The organism is Rhodonellum psychrophilum GCM71 = DSM 17998 (genome assembly GCF_000381545.1).
In the GTDB taxonomy this organism is placed as follows: domain Bacteria; phylum Bacteroidota; class Bacteroidia; order Cytophagales; family Cyclobacteriaceae; genus Rhodonellum; species Rhodonellum psychrophilum.
In genome coordinates, this window is the sequence record NZ_KB906684.1 from 16,200 (window position 1) to 37,019 (window position 20,820).

A 20,820-nucleotide genomic window follows, 5' to 3' on the forward strand; every position below is an offset into this window, starting at 1 on the left:
TTTGTTTAGGATTGTTGATAATATTTTGCTGCATTTTTGGCCCCATAGCCATATATCATTTCTGGTTTTGCATCATTAAGGACAAGTAATTGCTGTTTGAATTTCTTTTGTTTTCGTAATTCCTCAATAATTTTTATTTGACTTTTTGTGGAGTAGTTGTATCTTAATAACATTATTGTAATGTCTGCAACGTTTGCCAACATAAATGAATCTGATACCAATCCTATTGGTGCCGAATCTATTATGATATGGTCATATGATTTAGAAAGAATCTCGATTAATTGATAAAGTTTTTCGTTTATCATCAATTCGGCGGGATTTTCCGGGATACTTCCTGAACCGATAATGTCTACCATTTCAGCATTTACCATAGGCTGAATGATTTCTTCAATTTTCATATCAGCTGAATTGAGATATTCTGAGATTCCTTTTTCCGCTTTCATCCCTAAAGCTGAAATCATTGCTGGTCTTCTTAGGTCGAATTCAAGGATGACAACCGATTTGCCTGACAATCCCATGGTGATAGCTAGATTAACACTAAAGAATGTTTTACCTTCTCCACTTAATCCTGAAGTAACAAGAATGGTTTGGTTTGGTTTTTTGTAACTGGAAAAAGCCAAATTACTTCTTATAAATCTGAATTGTTCTGCAATAAGGTTTCTTTTACTTTTAGAGATTGCTATTATTCCATCTGAGGGTTTGTTTCTGGAAATCTCCCCAAGTATTGGTGTTTTAGTTATTTTTTCGACTTCAGATTTGAATTGTATCCTTTCTTGCCATTGATCTTTTATGAATAACATTCCAAAAGGAATAGCCATCCCCATGATAAGGCCAAACGCCATAATTATTTTCTTATTGGGTTTAACCGGATATTCGGATGGAATTGGTTCTTCTATTGTCTTTGAATTTCCCACAGAAGCTGCAGCTAGTGTAAGTACCGCCTCTTCTCTTTTCTGAACCAATAGGAGGTAATGTTGTTGTTTTATACCTTGTTCTCTATTTATATCCAAGAGTTCCTTTTCCATTGTAGGTACTTTTGATGCCCTGCTTTGAAACTGGTTCGATGTTGATTGTAAACTATTTTTTGAGATGATTAAGCCATTTTTGATATGTCTCAAATTTTCGATTATACTATTTCTTAGACTTGATAGTTGTTGGCTTATATTGATGACAATTGGATTGTTTGGCTGAGTTGTCCTGAGCATTCTCTCCCTTTCTTGCTGAATTCTATTAAAATCAGAAATCAGTGAGTTAAGTGTTGGATCGGAAACTGTTAGAGTCCCTGGTACTGTTTCATATTCGTTTCCATTTCTACTCATATAGGTCTCTATGGATTCGAGTACATCAATTTGAATAGAAAGTTCAGCAAGTTGTTGTCTGTTTACCGTGGTGCTATTGAGATACAGCTGTGCTTCGGCCCCTACATCAGTTATTGAATTGGACAGTTTATACTGCTCTGCCTTGTTTTCGATATTACCGAGTTCTTGAATTAACCCAACAAGTTGTTCATCGATAAAGGTAATAGTGTTTTTGGCAGTGATGTTTTTTTCGTCATCTGCTTCTCTATTGTAAACTTCAATCAGTTTAGCCAAGAGGTCTCTGCCTTTTATTGGATGTTCCGAAAGGATGGAAAGCTGAATCACACTGGCAAGCTTGTTTACGATTTCCACACTAAGGCTTTTAGACAAATGCCTTCCAGCAGTAGAATCCAAAAATTCAATTTTAATGGGTTTGTCAAAAATACCATCCATTAGGTGATTAAATTTTGGATTTTTAACAATAGTAAAGGATCCATAAAAATTCGATAATTTTTGTCCAAACTTGAAGACTTGCGTATCCCCCGAGGGTTTGATTAGCTGATACTCTTCATCATCTTTGATCAAAATATTGATGGTATTGTTGCCCACATTGAAGCTTTCATTTCTTTCATGTGTGACGATTTGAAAAGGCACTTCGTCCCCATAAATTTCTTTCCATCTGAATGGACCATTTGGAATGGAAAAGGAAACCGAAAACCCGAGTTCATCAGATGCCTTTAGCATTAAATGTTCTGCCCGAAGAACTTCAGCCTCGTTTTCAACCGATGATGAGGACCCGAATCCTTTTATATTGGAGAGGGCAGCATTGGAGTTAAAGTCAGAGCCCTTGTTTTCATCCCTAAGGAGAAGCGTGCTTTTGATTTCGTATTGTGAAGTAGTAAAATAAGTATAGGCGAATGCAATAGATAGGCATACAAATAACCCAATGGCGAACCAATACCATTTTTGCGAATATTTGAAGAAAATCATTTTATAACTAAGCTGTTGGCTTTCCTTGTCCTTTGATTCTTCTTCTTCCAGCTCTTTAAGTATATCCGTAATTTTCATAGTCATTTTTGGCCGTCAGTTAATATCCAGCATTTTGTACAAAGCAACTAAAATATATTATTGAAATTAAGGACCAATACTACTGCTAAAGTTAGTCCAGTACTGAGCAAAGCGAATGTCCTAGGATTATTGTCTGCCTGCAGTGCTTTGGTTTTGTATGGCTCGACATAAACAACATCATTCTGCTGAAGGTAATAAAATGGAGAATCCAATACGGCCTTATCGTTTAGGTTTAATCTATTTGCACTCCTTATGCCGTCTTTTTCTCGGATGACAAGTACATTTTCTCTTTTTCCGTAAGCCGTCATGTCACCTGCTAGACCTAGGGCCTCAAGAATTGTAATCTTTTCTGTAGGAATGATAAAGGAAGAGGGTTGCTGTACTTCACCAATTACTGTTACCTTGAAATTCATAAACCTTATGTTAATGATGGGATTCTTCACATATTCATCCAAGAGTTGAGTTATTTTGACAATTCCTTCTTGCTTGGTTAATCCCCGGAGATTAATCTTACCGATAACTGGATAATTGATGAATCCATCCTTGTCTACGAGATAATTCTCATTAATGGGGGAGGATACATTGGTATTGAAATTGCCCTGCGATGGCATTATCACTCCAGCATTGAATAGTAAATTTGATTCAGGATTGAGGCTGGTTACGGTGATACTGAGCAAATCATCTTCCTGAATCCTTGGTTCTGAGAGCGTTGTAATCGGTGAGGAATACCCATTGGTTGCATCGAGGTCATTAAAATATACAAGGTTTCTTTTAGAGCATGAAAATAGGATGAGAGAGGCAATGACTAGAAACGGGATTTTTTTTTTCATACTGGATTGAATACAAATGACTAAGACGATTTTTTAATTAGGTAAATTGTGAGAAACAGGTTATTCATTGAGTATTGAGGTTTAAATCATTTTATTAAATTTAATTAATAAAATGATTTAAACTCTTAAAACCTATTAAGAATATTGTAAAACACCCAGGTTCATCAGGTTAGGGTTTTGTTCTAACGAATAATGTGGTAACAGACTATAGGAAGGCAATACCGGTCTTTTTTTAGTTGATGTCAAATGTATTTCCCTAAAAATCAATTTAGAAATTTGACAAATTCAACTTAAGATCCATTTTCTTACTATCGTGATGATTTATAGTTTCCACTGTGTTTTCGATATTCTGCCTTGAAGAGGCACCGAAAAGGATTGATTCAACGTTTGGTAAATTACTGACATACTCCAAAGCTTCTCCTGCCGGAATCGCTCCTCCACCTAGGACCTGCATAGCGATAACCCTACATCTTCCTTCACTTAAAACCTTCTCGTATAGTTCTTTGCCACCTGACATCCTAAAGTTAACCTTGTTTATTGAAGCACAGATAATTGGGTTCTCAATTCCACCATTTTCCAATACATTCAAGAGTTTAGGTAAATTCATTGTGATGAATCCAGGCTCAGCGTTGTATTTTTGTTTGACATATTTTGCGTATGCAACAAGGAATTCATTCATGCCAAGTCCCAAAAGAAGATCGGTGATTACATTTTGCAGGAAAATTACCGGTGTATTGATCCCCTTGAACATCTTCATTTCGGAATCTATCAATAACTCCATTATTGAAATATAATCTTTTGATAAATACGCTACGCCTCCTTTAAAGAGAGATCCTAGGAAGTTGCCAGGCACATATTGTTTCAGCGTTCCAGGGATACCCAGTTCAGTTACCGCATTTGCATATTTGTGTGCATAAGGCATGCAGGGATAAATTTTAAAATCCTGGTATTTAGTGGGGTTGTTTCTAATAATGTCGCAGATGTTTGCAATTCTATCATGGGTGGTGCACATGAAGGTGTTTATTCCTGATTCCCTTGCAATATCAAGTGTTTTAATAATTGCCGAATCATCTTTGAATTTTATTGATTGCGCACGTGACTTTTCGTCAGAAATATGGTTTACAGCAAAAAACTGGTTATCTCCGAATATTATTCTATCCATAATTATAAGGTTGATTGGTTTTTGATCAATGAAATGGTTTTATCTGTTTTCCATGCGCTGTCAAAGGTGTTGATATCCTTTTTTGTTTCACCTTTCACAGATTTTATGAAATAATCGATTTGAGCCGAATATTCTTCCCCTCTCAAATAGAAGTTCACCTCATCTGTTAGATCCGTGACATACTTTACATTCCATCCTTTTGAATATCCTTTTGGGAATTTGTCACCCTTGAAATAAATTTTTAATTCATTTGCATCGGAGACAATTTTTCCTTCGGTTCCTATAATTGTGATGGATGTTGACATTTTCCTATAGGTTTCATCACTCCAGTTAACGGAAATAACTCCTGATACACCCGATTTAATGCTCACCAATGCGTATACTGAATCATCAACATTCTTTGAATAGATCGACTTTAGAATCGACCCTTTGCAGGATTCAATTGGTGCAATGATGTCATTGATCAAATCAATTACATGTGATGCATAATCCATTAGACAACCTCCTCCCTCATTGGGATCTGAACGCCAAGTTTCACTTTTTTTCTTGACCGCAACCGGGCCGTAAGCCTCTCCTTGAAAATGCGTGATTTCACCAATAAATCCCTCTTTCACAAGTTTTTTAACTTCTTTGAAAGTGCCAACAAACTTATTGTGATATCCAACTTGATTTACAAGTCCAGTCTGTTTTGCGAGTTGACTCAATTCAAAACTTTCTTCAGGATTAAGGCAAAAGGGTTTTTCAGTGAATACATGAATTCCTCTTTTCAAAAGTTGTTTCACCATGGGGTAATGGTGTTTGGTTGGTACAGCAACAAACACTGCGTCTGGTTGGGATTCATCCACCATTTTAAGGTAATCAGAAAAGCATTTGTAACCACTGTATCTTTCAAGGACATCAACGACCATCTTTGATGTGTCACAGACTCCGACAATTTCTACATTTGGATGTGCTCCCAAAATTGAGAGATGGGATATCCCCATTTTTCCTGCTCCTATTAAAGCAACTTTTACCATTTTGTTCAACCTTATTTCTGATAATTTTTTTAACTGCAACCAAAAATGAATTTCTAAAATAAAACCCACTAATTAATTCCAAAGTACTTTATTTAATATTTAAAAAGCAACTAAATGTATGTAAAATAAAACTAGGGTAAACATTTGATTTTTCTTAAACTTTTGTATTGTTCAAATATACAAAATTGGTTAGCATTTTAAACGTACTTTTTTTTGGTTGAAAAGATTGACGATTTTAGGTCAGAGACAACCTGGAATTTCAAATTAATGAAGGGTAACCCGTTATTTTTTGTGGATTGGAAAGTTTTTTTGTTTTTTTCCTCTGTTTTCCATTCATGGTTTCAAGCGAAATATTCAGAGCATATAGTATTGATCTTAAGCGAATTGAATTTTGTTTTGAGCACGATTGAATGATCGAAAGGTCATTAAAATGTATTTCAAATAAAAAAAAATGTAATTCATTTGGAATAAAGCTGTTTTTTTCTCTAAATTTACAACAATAAATAAGGGGTGATGAAAAGCTTATTCTTTGTTCACTTTTAAATTAAACAGAATCGATATGGCTACTACAATTTCAAAATTAAACCGGATCAACGAATTTGCCATCAATGCTGATTTTATACTTAATCGGTATTCCATTAATTTATTGGACAGTTCACAGACTTTTGCGAAAAGAATTTTTGAATTATTTTTAGTTTCTATTTTCCTCATTCTAGTGGCAAGCTGGTTGTTTCCAATAATCGCTATTTTTATCAAGTTGGAATCTAAAGGGCCTGTGTTTTACAAGCAACTCAGACACGGTCAAAACAATGTTCCATTTTATTGTATGAAATTTAGAAGTATGAAATTTGAACCTTCTGGTCATTTTAAGCAAGCATCTAAAGATGATTCAAGGGTAACCAAGGTTGGGTCTTTTTTGAGAAAAACCAGTTTGGATGAATTGCCTCAATTATTAAATGTCTTGATTGGAGAAATGTCCCTTGTCGGACCTAGGCCACATGCGATCCCAATGAATAAAGAATTTGCCGATAAAATTGAGAATTTTATGTTTAGACATATGGTTAAGCCTGGAATTACAGGTCTTGCACAATCAAAAGGATTTAGAGGTGAGATCAACGATGCTTTTGATATGAATGCCCGTCTTAGATATGACTTGTTTTACATAAAAAATTGGAGTCTTCTATTTGATATTAAAATCATCTTTTTGACTTTTTATAGTTTGATTTTCAAAAATGAAAATGCCTATTAAAATGATTTAGTTTTTGTAAAGAAAAGCTTTGAGGGTCCCTTAAAGCTTTTTTTTATTTTTTCAATTTTTAATTCATCCATCATTCTTTTCATTTAGGTGTTTAAACCCAAATCCCCATAAGGTTTCTCAATAGGCGATGATACTGTTAGGAAACATTTTATTTTGAATACTAGACATAAAACCGATTAGGGGAAGTCGAAAAAAGCAAACAAAGGACTGATTATTAAGCGATATCAGGCTGGAACTGGATAGGCAATGCACAACAAGGGTTTTATAAGATTCCCACAGTTTCCCGAATTAGTTTTTTTATGAGGCATGGGAATCAATGATTAAGCTTAGTTCGCTTTTTAATTTTAGTCAATAGAATTAATGGGAAGTTCTAGAAAGTTTGGTAACAAGTAGGCCTAAAGATTATTACTGCTATCCGAGTAAATTCTAAAATTTGAAAAAATGCCTTCTGGCGTTCAAATTAAAAGCGATTTTTTTTGGTTTTGCCCCCCTGTTTTAAACTGAACAATTCAAATTGTACTATTTTCAGATTCCTGATAAACCTGATAATCTGCCTGATCTGGCCAGCTTTATCATGGAAATGTAGGTGAAGATGTTCATCTCCGCCATATTTAAAATGGTCATAAACTGCTCAGCTTCTTTGCACTGCCTGTGAATTACCGAAAACGATAAATTGGCTATCAAAACTACCCACACCTGCGTTTTGATTCCCTCCAAGCTGTCCGAATAAAAATACCCCAATTCAACGTTTTGTTTCAACTGCATGAACAGGATTTCAATGTTTCATCTGTATTTGTAAAGCAGAAGGATTGTACCGTCACTGTAGTCGAACCTATTGGATACAAACTCCAATATTCTAGCGCTGACCGGATCATTTGTAAATGATCAATCTTGCCTTTAAAGGACCTTTTGATGGGTTTAGTATAATTATCTGATCAGCAGCGATCCCTCCATCAGCACAATCACTGATGTGGTTTGGCTATCCTTCCAGAACATGATAATCAGCATTGTTATCGAGCCGGGTTGTGTCCGGCACCTTTGAATACATCTACAAACAATGAAATTGTTGACGAATCAACGATCATGACTTTTCCTGGATCTACTTGACCGATCAGAAAGCTACATTGTACAGGTCTCAATTCATCCTTATAATAATCCAGAAGTTGATGATAAATCGATTCAAATACCCCGCTGTGTCTGTTAATATTGGAATTGCTTAGTGTGCTGACCGCAGGAAGTTTGTCAATGCCCGGATATGTGAGGCGGTCTTTGAGGAAAAGCAGATTTTTACAAAGGCTGTTGAGCGAATGTCACTTGGTGACAACTCCGTAGAGCATAAACACCAGTTGCTTCCATGTGGTCATGGTCTTGGAATATCTGTCAATCTGGTGTTATGACACACAGGAGTCAACAATTTGTCGAGGAAGAAAAGAAAGTAGCTGACAAATTACTGGTTGACCGGCAAGATTCGTGTTTTTTTCGTGATGTTTTTTAGTGTTGTGATTTCAACCATCATAAATTTAGCGAGGTGTAAAAACCTCACTATTGTATTTTTCAAGAATCTTACCCCCCCCCCAGTATTTTTGTCGGATGACAGTGTTTTAAAATCATGATTTTTTTTTTACTTTGAAAGGTATTTATAATTGTTAAATTATTGATTAGTTTCAGAGTTTACAATCAAAAAAACAGTGAGGATTTTTACAATCAAATTCCATTTTCAATTAGTTGAAGATCTAATCCAGTTCAATAAATAAAAAAAAACCAATATTTTTGGGTTAAAAACATTATCAAATGAAAAAAATTGAAAAAAGGTTCTTGTTTTATTTTTTGTTACTAGGGGTTTTTATGGGCTGTACCCAAACCAATAATTCCCAGGAAATACTTTTAATCATACATACCGATGACTATGGCCTTTCTAGTTCGCATAATCAAGCCACCTTAAAAGCATTTTCTTATGGAATAGTAAATTCTGCAAGCATTATGATGCCTTGTCCATGGGCAAATGATGGTGTGGAATATTGGAAAAAAAATAAGGATATGGATTTGGGATTGCACATCACCTTGACCAATGAGTGGTTTACATACAAATGGGCACCGATGGCGGACAAAGAAAGTGTAAGTGGTTTGATGAATGAAAATGGTTTTATGCTTTCAAATTGCCAGACTTTAACAGAGTTGGCAACACCTAAAGAAATTGAAACTGAAATGAGGGCGCAAATAGAAGCTGCTTTACAATCGGGCCTTGCTCCAACTCATTTGGACGCACATATGAGCTGTGTCTTCAGAACCCATCCAGAAGTGATTGCATCATACCTACGCTTAGGAGAAGAATATTCAATTCCCCCTATGATTTCTAAGGCAAATTTGGATAAATTGAAAAAATCATATCCCGAACTACTTATAGGAATAGATTTAAAGAAAATACCTGTTGTTAGCCAAATTCTGATTGCGGATGAAGCTCAATATGATAAAATTGGTATGGAGGCACATTACACCGATATTTTACAGAAATTAAAGCCTGGATTAAATGTACTGTTAATACATACCGCATATGATGATCCTGAAATGCAAATCATGACAAAAAACCATGATTATTGGAATGCAGAATGGCGTCAAGCAGATTACGATTATTTCACCAGTGACCTAGCAAGGCAGGTCTTAAAAGACAACAATATCAGGACTGTAACTTGGAGAGAAGTTGGATTAGAATATGTAAATAAAATAAATAAATAAATGTTTACAATTAAGAAATACTACCATCCGAGTAAATTCTAAAACTTGGGAAAAGCCTTTTGATGTTCAAATTAAGGGCGATTTTTTTGGTTTTGCCGCCCCTGTTTTAAACTGAACAATTCAAATTGTACTATTTTCAGATCCCTGATAAACCTGATAATCTGCCTGATCTGATCAGCTTTATAAGGGAAATCTAGGTGCAGATGTTTATCGCCGCCATGTTTACAATGGTCACAAACTGCTCAGCTTCTTTGCACTGCCCGTGAATTACCGAAAACGATAAATTGGCTATCAAAACTACCCACTCCTGCGTTTTGATTCCCTCTAAGCTGTCCGAATAAAAATACCCCAATTCAACGTTTTGTTTCAACTGCATGAACAGGATTTCAATGTTCCATCTGTATTTGTAAAGCAGAATGATTGTACTGTCACTGTAGTCGAACCTATTGGACACAAACTCCAATATTCTAGCGCTGACCGGATCATTTGTAAATGATCAATCTTGCCTTTAAAGGACCCTTTGATGGGTTTAGTATAATTATCTGATCAGCAGCGACCCCTCCATCAGCACAATCACTGATGTGGTTTGGCTGTCCTTCCAGATCATGATAATCAGCATTGCTATTGAGCCGGGTTGTGTCCGGCACCTTTGAATACATCTACAAACAACGAAATTGTTGACGAATCAACGATCACGATTTTTCCTGTATCTAATTGACCGACCAGAAAGCTACATTGTACAGGTCTCAACATATCCTTATAATAATCCGGAAGTTGATGATAAATCGATTCAAATACCTCGCTGTGTCTGTTAATATTGGCATCGCTTAGTGCGCTGACCTTAGGAAGTTTGTCCATGCCCAGATATGTGAGGTGGTCTTCGAGGAAAAGCAAATTTTTACAAAGGCTGTTGAGCGAATAGCACTTGGTGACAACTCCGTAGAGCATAAATACCAGTTGCTTCCAGGTGGTCATGGTTTTGTAATATCTGTCGCTCTGGTGTTCTGAAACACAGGAGTCAACAATTTGTCGAGGAGGAAAAGAAAGTAGCTGACAAATTACCGGTTGACCGGCAAAATTCGTGTTTTTTTCGTGATGTTTTTTAGTGTTGTAATTTCAACCATCATAAATTTTAGCGAGGTGTAAAAACCTCACTATTGTATTTTTCAAGAATCTTAAAAAAACCTCCCAGTATTTTTGTTGGATTAGGGAAAATTGGATCAGGTAGGAAAAGAATTTCTCATGTGTTTATCAGAACTATATTTTGAATTTACCCCCCATAATTGCCAAAAAAATATCTCTTAGAAAGTAGAATACAAAATCAATTTTTCGCCTCTATTTCCTAATCCTAAAATATTTTGATATAAATGTAAATAAAAAATGATAAAACAATGAAATAATGATTTGTAAAATTAATAATAATAAAATATAAATAATAAAAGTAATTTTAATATCAGTCTTAAATGTTTTGGAAAATTTTAAATAAAAATAAATGTTATTTAAATACAGAAAATTGGGTTTGATTGATTTTTATACGTATTTTTAATTGTGTTATTTAATTACTTTTTATTCAGATGGAAAATATTGAAGATTATACTATTAAAATAGGTTTGGTTGGAACAGGGATGATTGCTCGAGGTTTGACAAAGCTGATTCCCAAAAGAAAAGATATGGCCATCTCTAAAATTTTGACGAGAAGGCAAGGTTTTGTAGAAGGACTGGGAGTTGATCAATCTTACCTTACCACAAATCCTTTGGAACTTTTTGACAATTCGGATTTGATAATCGTGAGTACGGGTGATCCTATCTACAGTACGGAAGTTATTTTCCAGGCTTTTAAATACAATATTCCTGTATTGACCATGGATGCAGATACCCAGGTTTTAACAGGCAGCTGGCTTTCAGAAAGAGGACTCTTGTCAGAGGGTAATGGAGATCAGCCCGGCTGTTTGGCGGTCCTGAAAAATGAGATAGTGGAAATGGGTTTTCAACCTTTGGTCTATGGGAATATTAAAGGTTACCAAAACCTTAATCCGTCCAAGGAAGACATGATGTTTTGGGCGAAAAAGCAGGGATTTAGTTTGAATTCTGTCACCTCATTTACGGACGGTACCAAGCTTCAAATCGAACAGTGCCTTGTCGCCAATGGATTGGACGCTAATATTGCCCAGAGGGGTTTGATAGGAGTTCAAACCGAAAATTTTCAAGAAGGTGCTTTTGACTTGGCTTCTCAAGCAAAAAAAATGGATGCAGTTTTAAGCGATTACTTGGTGTCAAAAGAATCTCCTCCTGGAGTATTTATTGTTGCTACTCACCATGAAGATCTTATTGAAGAACTTGCAACCTATAAAATGGGTAAAGGGCCATTTTACCTTTTGTACAAGCCTGTTCATTTATGCATGTTTGAGATTTTTAAAGATGTAAAAAATCTTTTCTATAATAAATCAGTCCTTTTGGACAATGGTAGATTTCCCACTGTAAGTGTTGCGACTATAGCAAAAAAGCCACTTAAGGCCGGAGATTTCATTGAAAAAGGCATTGGAAGTTTCGAAGTGCGCGGTGAGTGTATTAAATTTTCTGAAATGGTTGACCATGTTCCAATTGGATTAATGAGTCAAGCACGATTGAAAAATAATATTGAACCAGGTCAAATTATTTCATTCAGCGATGTTGAGATTCCAGACTCACTTGCGTTAAATGCTTGGTTTGAGACAATTAAAAACAATGTAACACCTCCCAAGAGAAAGATATCAACTCCTTTTCGTTACCAACGCTAAATTCTTTTTGAATAGAATCTTCTGAACTCGGTTTAAGAATATTGCAATTTGTGAATTTTTTAAGCCGAAAATATTGTAACAACCTCGCCTGAGCAAAAGTAAAAGGGAAGGTTATTTTCAATTTTGATGTATGTGATTACTGTCCATTGCTGGATTGAATTTTTAAATACAGGAGCTCAGTGGAAATGCAAAAGGATGAATTATGAAATAGATTTCCTTAAAATAAGGAGTGGGGATCTGGTCAGAATTATCTTTATTTTCAACCTAGAAAAATGAAGAAGAGGCAATGATTAATTTTTCAAGTGAAATTATTAAATTGTCTCGTAAGCATTAAACTGGTGTTTGAATAAATTAAAACGAATTAATAAACAAAAAAGAATTGTTTCAGTACCTTTGTTTCAAATACAAACACATAGGCCTGTCGAGTAGATGTTGGTGTTTTAAGTTTTTCCCATAATCGAATTTTTAATTAAAATAAGTTTGAGATTTTTTTAAAAAATATTTTCACAATGTCCACTATAATTTCAAAATACAAAAACATACCTGGTTTTTCCGCAGAGGCTGAATTCATCATCAATAGGTACTCCACTAATCTACTGGATTCTTCGCAGATAGGTACCAAAAGAATATTCGATGTTGTGTTTTCAATTTTTTTCATATTATTCATTGCTGTTTGGTTATTTCCCCTGATTGCCCTTGCCATCAGGATGGAATCAAAAGGTCCAGTGATTTTTAAGCAAATGCGACATGGTAAAAACAATGTCCCTTTTTTTTGCTACAAGTTTCGCAGCATGAAATTCAGCCCAAATGGACATTTCAAACAAGCCAGTAAAAATGATCCGAGAATTACGAGGGTCGGTTTATTCTTGAGGAAAACCAGTATAGATGAATTGCCACAAATCATTAATGTCTTGATGGGTCAAATGTCCATCGTCGGACCAAGACCACACGCCATCACCATGAACAAGGAATTTGCAGATAAAATCCAATATTTTATGTGTAGGCACATGGTAAAGCCTGGGATTACCGGCCTTGCCCAAGCAAAAGGATTTAGGGGAGAAATAATGGATGAATTTGACATCAACACGAGGTTGAAATATGATTTGTTCTATATCAAAAATTGGAGTGTGTTTCTTGATTTTAAAGTCATGTTTTTGACTGTCAAATGTTTATTGGCCAATAATGACAATGCATACTAATCCCATATCAATTCCTAAATTCATCAATTTCTGTTTTTTTTTCGCTTTAGGGTTTGAAGTATAAAAGTTGGGGAAAGCCTGATTTTTCTTAACAAAATTCTGAGCTAATAATTGGGCGTTCAAACCCTCTTTCAAATTTATTGGATCGAATGCCCAATCGTCTTTTTTTAATCCTTTTTCAAAGCCGCTGTTTTGATTGATTTTTCTTGAATTATAGTTTGAAGGCTGTCTGGTACCCAATCTTAGTTGTAACCCGTTTTATGCATTACGAACTCAATTCAATATTATAATTAACTGATATTCAATTAGATGTTGATTGGTTTTGACTTCACTCTATTGGTGTCGGCAATTAGTCTCCCAATAGTCTGATTTTCCCACAGCTTCGATCTCATTTGGAAACTTAATGCATATTTCGGGTTTAAGCACTTCAGGCCTTCCGGATTTAAAAAACACACTCTATGCCAGTTTCTAATTCAGTAATTGCAGTATTCAAGCCGATTCATGCATAAACAATTCAATTTCAGCCTATAATTATCTAACAATCGTTCAGTTGTTTGCTGCCTTTGACTTCACCCTATCGATCGCCTACCTATTTATCCAAATAGTCTGATTTTCTTGTAGTTTCAATTCCTATTCCGAAACCAGTGCATATTTCTAGTTCAAAAGGCTGTCTTGGAGTTAGATTTTCAATAGGGTAGGAGTCTGCACCCAAATTTCTGCGAGCAATAGAGGATTTCACACATTTCCTGCGAATCAATTTAACTAAAGTTGTTGTCATCCAATTCATTATTTCTTTTGGTTCTTTAACCATATTCGCAAAAAAAATCTGCACGTCGCCCCTTACTGATTCTCCACTAGAAAAGGTTTGAGAAACTCAAAAAAAATAGGCCATCCCTTTTGGGACAGCCTATTCAGTTTAATTTATATCACCATGGGGTAGATCAATAACCAGGGTTTTGATTTTCTTGATTGATTAGGTCATTTGCGCTGATTTCGTTAATAGGAATGGGCCATGCCCAAGCCCTATTATCTGGAGCCAATGCACAACTTGTGAAAGCTGTTCCACAATCCGATCTTTCCAACGCCCTGTCGGTTCTCTTTAAGTCAAAGAATCTGTGTCCTTCCACGAAAAGCTCCTTCCTTCTTTCTTCAGCAATTGCTGCTTTTAGATTATCACCTGCCAATATAACAGGTAGATAACCGTTGATTCTGGCCAAGCGCAATCCGTTGAGATCAGTCAAAGCATTAATATCTCCTCCGGATTGATTTGCATTGGCTTCGGCTCTGATCAGGTACATTTCAGCCACCCTAATCACCTTGAAATTGACGATTCCATCTCTCAAATTTCCTTTTCCCAAGTATTTAGAGACCACCAAGCGATTGCCTACAGTTTGGAAATAGGAAGTATACCGAACATCCTCCACTGGATCAAACTGTCCCAAAACCTCCATAGAAGGTCTGAAGGAGGATCTGTTTCCATTAGGAAAATATACGTTTGTTCCTGGAGTTCCTTCGCCTGCATTGAAAGGAATAGACCAGATTACTTCCGAACGACCGATATTTTCATCTCTCCAAATTCCCTGAAAAGCTGTCCTTGATGCCAGAGGGATTTCCTCGATGACACTGGTAGCTGCTGTTGCTGCTTCGGTATATTGACCTGAATACAGATAAGCCCTCGCTAGGATCGCGTCGATTGTGATGGCATCGATGTTTGATCTGTTTGTGTAATTCGCAGAAGCATTGATGGTTTTGTCGGTATCTTCCAATAGCATTTTGGCCTCTGCCAAATCTGTAAATATCCCATCCCAACTTTGTGCTACGGTTGATCTTGCAATATTGTCAGTGTTGAAGGATAACTTATAGGGTATCCCTAGAGCGGTTGAACTTCTGGTTAGATCAGTAGCAAAATACCTGAGCAAATCAAAATGAACATAAGCCCTAATGGCCAAAGCTTGGCCTTTTATCCGATTATATCTTCCTCGATCCTCATCAGCAAATGTATCAATATCTCTCAAAGTGATATTGGCTTGTGCAATAATTCTATAGGCTGCAGTCCACAATCCTTCGATTGCCCCGTTGTCAGCTGCATAATCCCAATTGACCAACTGTCTGTAATTCGCTAAGGATTCTTGGGTTTCTGTTAAGTTGTCTGACATCATATCCGGCATGGTAGAGAATGCCGCGGCTGGCCCTGATGCATTGCCGAAGTAGGAAGTAGACCTGAAGAGTGCATACGTTCCAGTGAGAGAAAACTCGTAATCTGCCAGACTTTTGAACCTTTGGCTACCATCGAGAACAAATTCTGGCTCAATGTCAATGACGCTATTGCAACCTGCTACCATGGCAGATCCTGCGATGGCGAATCCTAATATTATATGTTTTAAATTCATTTCAGTTTTATATTTAATGGTCCTTACTTGTGGTTTCACACCAACACTCCCCTTAAAATTTGATTAAAATCCAACGCTAACACCCATCGTGACAGTTCTCAATGCTGGGTATTGAGAGCCAACCAATAATCTGTCAGACAATTCTGGGTCGAATCCTCGGAATTGCGTGAATGTCAACAGGTTTTGACCTTGGACAAACACTCTGGCGGAAGCAATCTTTAGGTTTGCGATTGTTTTTGCGGGCAAGTTGTAAGAAAGATTGATATTTCTCAATCTCAAGTAATCCCCTGACTCCACAAATCTGCTTGTACCCGAAAAGAATGCATTATCAGCTCTTGGGATATTGGTAATTTGACCAGGAGTTCTCCATTCGTTAAGAAGGTCTACAGATAGGTTGTCAAATAAATAAGCCGGATTTTCAATATTGTTTCTGTCATTGTTGTAAAGGTTGTTTCCGAATACATAGGTAAACAATACATCCAAACTGAGACTTTTGTATGAAAATGAAGTTCCAAAACCACCGAAATAAGGTGCGTCCGAGGTGCCTAAGATTGCCCTGTCATTGGGGTCATAACTTTCGGTCAGTTCATTCTCATTTGTTAAATATTGGGCATTTCCGTTTTCAGGATTGACACCTGCATATCTTACCAAATACAAGCTGTTGATTGGCTCTCCAATTTTGGTGATATAGTCACCTTCGATGATTTCAGTTTGATCGCCAACCAAACTTAACACCTCATTTTTGTTATAGGTGAAGTTTGCATTCAACTCCCATTTAAAATTGGCATTGTCTATTACTTTTCCGATAAATGAGATTTCATAACCGCGGTTCCTCAGGCTTCCAATATTGGTGTTTTGAGAAGTGAAACCTGAAGTTCTGGTCAATTGACGGTTTAGGAAAAGATCGTCAGTAACGTTGTTGTAGTATTCAAAAATACCATTCAATCTTCCTTGAAGGAGAACAAACTCAACTCCTGCGTTCAACATTTCTTTTCTTTCCCATCTTAAAAATTGATTTGGAAGATTGGTCAAAGCAATCCCTCCAATTCCGTTATAGATGGATCTGCCAAAAAGTTCTCTGGAATCAAAATTGCCAATTCCTTCTTGGTTACCTACAGCTCCATAGCTTCCTTTGAATTTCAATTCATTGAAGAAGTTACCTTTGAGATTTTGCATAAATGCTTCGTCACTCACAATCCAGCTCAATCCAATTGATCCGAAGTTTGCATACCTGTTGTCCTCACCAAATCTTGATGAGCCATCTCTTCTAAGACCCGCATTGATAAAATACCTATCCTTGAATCCATAAGTAGCATCAATAAAGTAGGAAACAAGAGAGTTTTGTCCTCCAAAACCCCTAACTCCAGGGATGTATCCATTCAAAGGAGTACCTGGCGTGATTCCGGCTTCATTTTGGAATGGGCCTACAAGACCAAATCCAGTAAATCCAAATCCTCTCTCATCATTTTTCACAACTTCATTGAAAACTGCAACCGTAAGTTCGTTGTCTACATTGAATCTTTTGGTATAACTAATGGAGGTGGTACCTGTGTATCTGAAATTCCTTTCCAACGCTCTCCCCAAACTACCATTGCCGCCTTGTGCGATAGATCCTCTATATGTGGTTCTGTCCAAATAGGTTTGAAATTCATTTTGGGTGTAGTCGATGCCCCAATTGGTTCTCATTGTTAAGCCTTCTAAGAATGGTGCTTTGTATTCCACAAATGCGATTCCCACTCCTTTGATTTGGTCCCTGGAAGTCTGATTCTCCAGGAGCTCTTGAAGTGCATTGGGCTGACCTGATACGATCTGGGTATAATCACCATTTTCATCATAAGGTCTTTCGTAAGGATTCAACCATCTTACTGCATTCAAAGGGCTTCCGATGAATGAATCACCTTCCAGCGTATTGTTGAATTTGGAAAAACCAATGGAGGTATTCAATCCGAATCTGAAATTCCCGGCATGGGTTTCCACATTGGCTCGACCAGTATATCGTCTCAAATCAGTATTGGGAACAGTACCTGTTTGATCGAAAACAGATCCTGAAAGGAAGAAAGTGGTTTTGTCGCTTCCGCCTGAGGCAGAAAGCTGATGACTTTGTGTATTTCCAGTCCTGAAGAGTACATCCTCCCAATTGGTGTTTATTTGTCTCAATCCAGCAAGTTCAGCATCTGTCCAGCCGTAAAGGTTTCCGTTGGCCAATTCATAATCTAATTTCTGATTTCCATTCATGACCAACTGTGGGTGGCTTGGAGCTTCAGATACTCCGTATTGAAAGTCATAGTTTACTCTGGTGACACCTGACTTTCCTCTTTTGGATGTAATGACGATAACACCGTTTGCTCCTCTTGAACCATAGATAGAGGTGGAAGCAGCATCTTTCAGAATGGTGAACGATTCAAAATCATTCGGATTTAAAGTTGCAAAATCAGCTGCCGAAATTTGGATTCCGTCCAACACAAACAAAGGAGCATTTGACCCGTTGATGGATCCTTTTCCTCTGATGGTCACTGCTGCAGCTGCTCCTGGTTGGCCTGAGTTGGCTTGGATCAAGACCCCCGGCGCTCTTCCCTGCAATGCCTGGTCAAAAGATGCAATGGGGACTTCCCTGATTTGTTCCGCTGAAACGGTGTTGATAGACCCCGCTACTTCTCTGCTATTTTGGGTTTTGTATCCAGTTACGATTACCTCACCCAATAATTTTGAATCTGTTTTTAGGGTCACGTCGATTACAGATCTGTTTCCTACAGTCTGTTCTTGGGTTTCAAATCCGATAAAGGAAAATACCAAAACTGTATTTGGGCCAACATTGTCTAAATTGAATTTCCCATCAAGGTCAGTCGCAACCCCACCGAAAGTACCTTTTATCAGGACACTCACACCTGGTAAGGGAAGCTTATCCTCCCCGGAGATGACGGTGCCCGAGACCTGATTGGTCTGCGCGATAGCCGAATAGCTTATGTTGAATAACAAAGCCATAGCCAATAGTAAAATTTTTTTCATCGTTTATTATATTTGGTTTAGTTTAAAATACGGCGTTGGATTAACCCAAACAGCTTGTTTTTGTTTGGGGATTTTACAAGATAAATATGAAATTTTAGGGGAGTTAAATCCAGTTTTTGGATTTTTGGCTATTTCTAGAATGCCAATAGTTCTTGACCAACCAGCTTCCCAACAATTTCATATTGGTTCATGGCCAGGCAGAAGTCAATGTCAGCTTCGATGTTTTGGTTTTGGAGCCTTTTTGCGTGAGCAGCTTGGTTGAGAAAGGATTTCAACTGACCCGCATTTTGTTCGTAAAGGTTTTTCATTGCGATTGCGCCATCGCATTCCCATTCAAATTGATCGGCTAAAAAACTCACCAGAGCACCTGCGTAAAGGGAGTCTTCCAGATTGAATTTACCCTTCCAGCCAGCACAATGGATCAAAATATCTTGATCTTGGGCAGCCAGATATTTCGCCGTAGTGTCAAGATTCAGAAATGCGCCAATCAGGATTTCATTTGAGCCCAATTTTGATTTTTCAATGGCGAGGGTACCATTGGTTGTGGTCATCGCTATTTTTTTTCCAGCATATTTCCCATGAAGATAGGCCAGTGGCGAATTGCCCAATTCAAATCCATCTGCCAAAAATCCATTCCTTTCTCCTGCAATGACAAATCCTTCTTTGGACATTTCTCTGCAAGTCTCCAAATCAGCAACGGGTGTAATGGATTTCACTCCATTTGCCAAGGCTGTGACCATAGTAGAAGTTGCCCTAAAAATATCCACCACCACAATGTTTTTTTGACTCAAATCGTGAAGATGAATCAATTCGGGACTAAAGCAAATTTCTAATTTTTTCATTAATGGGTAAACGTGAATGCTAAAAAAATACAGTTTCCCTTTTTTTGAGACCTTCAAAAAAAAGGAAACCGATATTTTACTTTTTGGTTATAAAATTATTTTTTCTGCAACAAAGGCAGTTTTTCGATCACTGCCTCAAGGTTTTTATTTCTGACGGTAATGGCAATCCCCGTTCCAGGAATGGCGTATTCGGTTTGGACATAACCCAAGCCTATTCCCAGACCCATAGTAGGAGAAATACTGCCAGAAGTCACCTCTCCAATTACTTCACCATGAAGGTTGACGATAGGGTAGTGTGCTCTTGGAATTCCTTTTTCCTTCAAGATGAATCCAACCAGTTTTTTTGAGACACCTTCTTCTTTTTGCTTCTTCAAATTTTCAGAATTGATAAAGTCCTTGGTGAATTTTGTGATCCAACCCAACCCTGCTTCGATCGGTGAAGTTTCGTCATTCAGATCATTTCCGTAGAGACAATATCCCATTTCCAACCTTAATGTATCCCTTGCGCCCAATCCAATAGGTTTGATGCCAAGGTCTTTTCCCGATTCAAAAATGGCATCCCATACTTTTTGTGCATCTTCATTTTTCACATAGATCTCAAATCCACCTGCTCCTGTATAGCCAGTACCTGAAATGATCACATCTTGGACTCCTGCAAAATCACCGACTGTGAAATGATAGAACTTGATTGCGGACAAATCCACAGGAGTCAGCGGCTGCAGTGCTTCTGTTGCTTTTGGCCCCTGTACAGCAAAAAGTGACATCCCATCCGATAGGTTTGTCAATTCAGCACCAAATACATTGTGCTGGTTGATCCAGTTCCAATCCTTTTCGATATTGGAGGCATTTACGACCAACATGTATTCTTCTTCGGCCATTTTATAGACGATTAAGTCATCTACAATTCCCCCTTTTTCGTTGGGAAAACAAGAATATTGTGCTTGACCAACAACCAACTTTGAGGCATCGTTTGAGGTGACTTTCTGGATCAGCGCCAAGGCGTTTGGGCCTTTCACCATGAATTCCCCCATGTGGGAAACATCAAAAACTCCGACACTTTCCCGAACAGTGTTGTGCTCATCAAGATCTGATGAATATCTTACTGGCATGAAATATCCAGCAAAGGGAACCATTTTTCCACCAAGAGCTTCGTGAAGGTCGTTTAAAGTAACTTTTTTGATGATATTTTCCATTCTAAGGGTTTATTTTTCTGACCGCAAAGTTAAGAAATGACAGGAACT

17 protein-coding genes are annotated in these 20,820 nt (G+C 37.2%); 4 read left to right on the forward strand and 13 right to left on the reverse strand.

Annotated elements, in window-relative coordinates:
* Positions 1–5: 5 nt before the first annotated feature.
* From F824_RS0116460 to F824_RS0116475, 4 genes are all read right to left on the reverse strand, one after another.
* Entirely contained in the window at positions 6–2,366 is a 2,361-nt protein-coding gene (locus tag F824_RS0116460) for a GumC family protein (RefSeq protein ID WP_139189890.1), read from the reverse strand.
* A gap of 47 nt (positions 2,367–2,413) precedes the next feature.
* Positions 2,414–3,196 carry a polysaccharide biosynthesis/export family protein gene (locus F824_RS0116465; RefSeq protein ID WP_019599025.1) on the reverse strand — a complete coding sequence of 261 codons (783 nt, stop codon included), beginning with the start codon at positions 3,194–3,196 and terminating at the stop codon, positions 2,414–2,416.
* Between the two features lie 268 nt (positions 3,197–3,464).
* On the reverse strand, positions 3,465–4,358 hold the full coding sequence (locus F824_RS0116470; RefSeq protein WP_019599026.1) for an aldo-keto reductase family protein: 894 nt from the start codon (positions 4,356–4,358) through the stop codon (positions 3,465–3,467).
* Between the two features lie 2 nt (positions 4,359–4,360).
* Positions 4,361–5,374, reverse strand: a complete 1,014-nt coding sequence (locus F824_RS0116475; protein WP_026333762.1) for a Gfo/Idh/MocA family protein — start codon at positions 5,372–5,374, stop codon at positions 4,361–4,363.
* A 559-nt stretch (positions 5,375–5,933) separates the two neighbouring features.
* Between F824_RS0116475 and F824_RS0116485 the strand changes: the two genes are divergently transcribed.
* Positions 5,934–6,623: a sugar transferase gene (locus tag F824_RS0116485; RefSeq protein ID WP_019599029.1), complete on the forward strand. Its 690-nt coding sequence runs from the start codon at positions 5,934–5,936 to the stop codon at positions 6,621–6,623.
* Between the two features lie 534 nt (positions 6,624–7,157).
* Here F824_RS0116485 and F824_RS0116495 read toward each other — a convergent pair.
* Both F824_RS0116495 and F824_RS28190 read right to left on the reverse strand, forming a co-directional pair.
* Complete coding sequence (locus F824_RS0116495; RefSeq protein WP_019599031.1) at positions 7,158–7,397, reverse strand: hypothetical protein; 240 nt, start codon at positions 7,395–7,397, stop codon at positions 7,158–7,160.
* A gap of 545 nt (positions 7,398–7,942) precedes the next feature.
* Positions 7,943–8,017: a hypothetical protein gene (locus F824_RS28190; RefSeq protein ID WP_367889038.1), complete on the reverse strand. Its 75-nt coding sequence runs from the start codon at positions 8,015–8,017 to the stop codon at positions 7,943–7,945.
* 406 nt (positions 8,018–8,423) lie between these two features.
* On the opposite strand from F824_RS28190, the gene F824_RS0116500 reads away from it, so the two are divergent.
* Positions 8,424–9,365 (forward strand): polysaccharide deacetylase family protein, encoded by a 942-nt coding sequence (locus F824_RS0116500; RefSeq protein WP_019599032.1) that lies wholly within the window; start codon positions 8,424–8,426, stop codon positions 9,363–9,365.
* Between the two features lie 193 nt (positions 9,366–9,558).
* Here the strand turns inward: F824_RS0116500 and F824_RS0116505 are convergent, their stop codons facing one another.
* On the reverse strand, positions 9,559–9,819 hold the full coding sequence (locus F824_RS0116505) for a transposase (protein WP_169368224.1): 261 nt from the start codon (positions 9,817–9,819) through the stop codon (positions 9,559–9,561).
* A 167-nt stretch (positions 9,820–9,986) separates the two neighbouring features.
* Entirely contained in the window at positions 9,987–10,424 is a 438-nt protein-coding gene (locus F824_RS26085) for a DUF4372 domain-containing protein (protein WP_081625006.1), read from the reverse strand.
* A gap of 515 nt (positions 10,425–10,939) precedes the next feature.
* Between F824_RS26085 and F824_RS0116515 the strand changes: the two genes are divergently transcribed.
* Both F824_RS0116515 and F824_RS0116525 read left to right on the forward strand, forming a co-directional pair.
* Complete coding sequence (locus tag F824_RS0116515) at positions 10,940–12,142, forward strand: hypothetical protein (RefSeq protein ID WP_019599033.1); 1,203 nt, start codon at positions 10,940–10,942, stop codon at positions 12,140–12,142.
* Between the two features lie 509 nt (positions 12,143–12,651).
* A complete protein-coding gene (locus F824_RS0116525) occupies positions 12,652–13,341 on the forward strand; it encodes a sugar transferase (RefSeq protein ID WP_019599035.1) in 690 nt (229 codons plus the stop codon).
* Here F824_RS0116525 and F824_RS0116530 read toward each other — a convergent pair.
* The 5 genes from F824_RS0116530 to gcvT form a co-directional block, all read right to left on the reverse strand.
* A complete protein-coding gene (locus tag F824_RS0116530; RefSeq protein WP_019599036.1) occupies positions 13,312–13,581 on the reverse strand; it encodes a hypothetical protein in 270 nt (89 codons plus the stop codon). The genes F824_RS0116525 and F824_RS0116530 overlap by 30 nt on opposite strands.
* A 701-nt stretch (positions 13,582–14,282) precedes the next feature.
* Positions 14,283–15,731: a RagB/SusD family nutrient uptake outer membrane protein gene (locus F824_RS0116540; RefSeq protein ID WP_031327166.1), complete on the reverse strand. Its 1,449-nt coding sequence runs from the start codon at positions 15,729–15,731 to the stop codon at positions 14,283–14,285.
* 63 nt (positions 15,732–15,794) lie between these two features.
* Positions 15,795–18,737, reverse strand: a complete 2,943-nt coding sequence (locus F824_RS0116545; RefSeq protein WP_019599039.1) for a SusC/RagA family TonB-linked outer membrane protein — start codon at positions 18,735–18,737, stop codon at positions 15,795–15,797.
* Between the two features lie 134 nt (positions 18,738–18,871).
* Positions 18,872–19,579 carry a 2-phosphosulfolactate phosphatase gene (locus F824_RS0116550; RefSeq protein WP_019599040.1) on the reverse strand — a complete coding sequence of 236 codons (708 nt, stop codon included), beginning with the start codon at positions 19,577–19,579 and terminating at the stop codon, positions 18,872–18,874.
* A 95-nt stretch (positions 19,580–19,674) separates the two neighbouring features.
* Complete coding sequence (gcvT, locus tag F824_RS0116555; RefSeq protein WP_019599041.1) at positions 19,675–20,772, reverse strand: glycine cleavage system aminomethyltransferase GcvT; 1,098 nt, start codon at positions 20,770–20,772, stop codon at positions 19,675–19,677.
* Between the last annotated feature and the right edge of the window lie 48 nt (positions 20,773–20,820).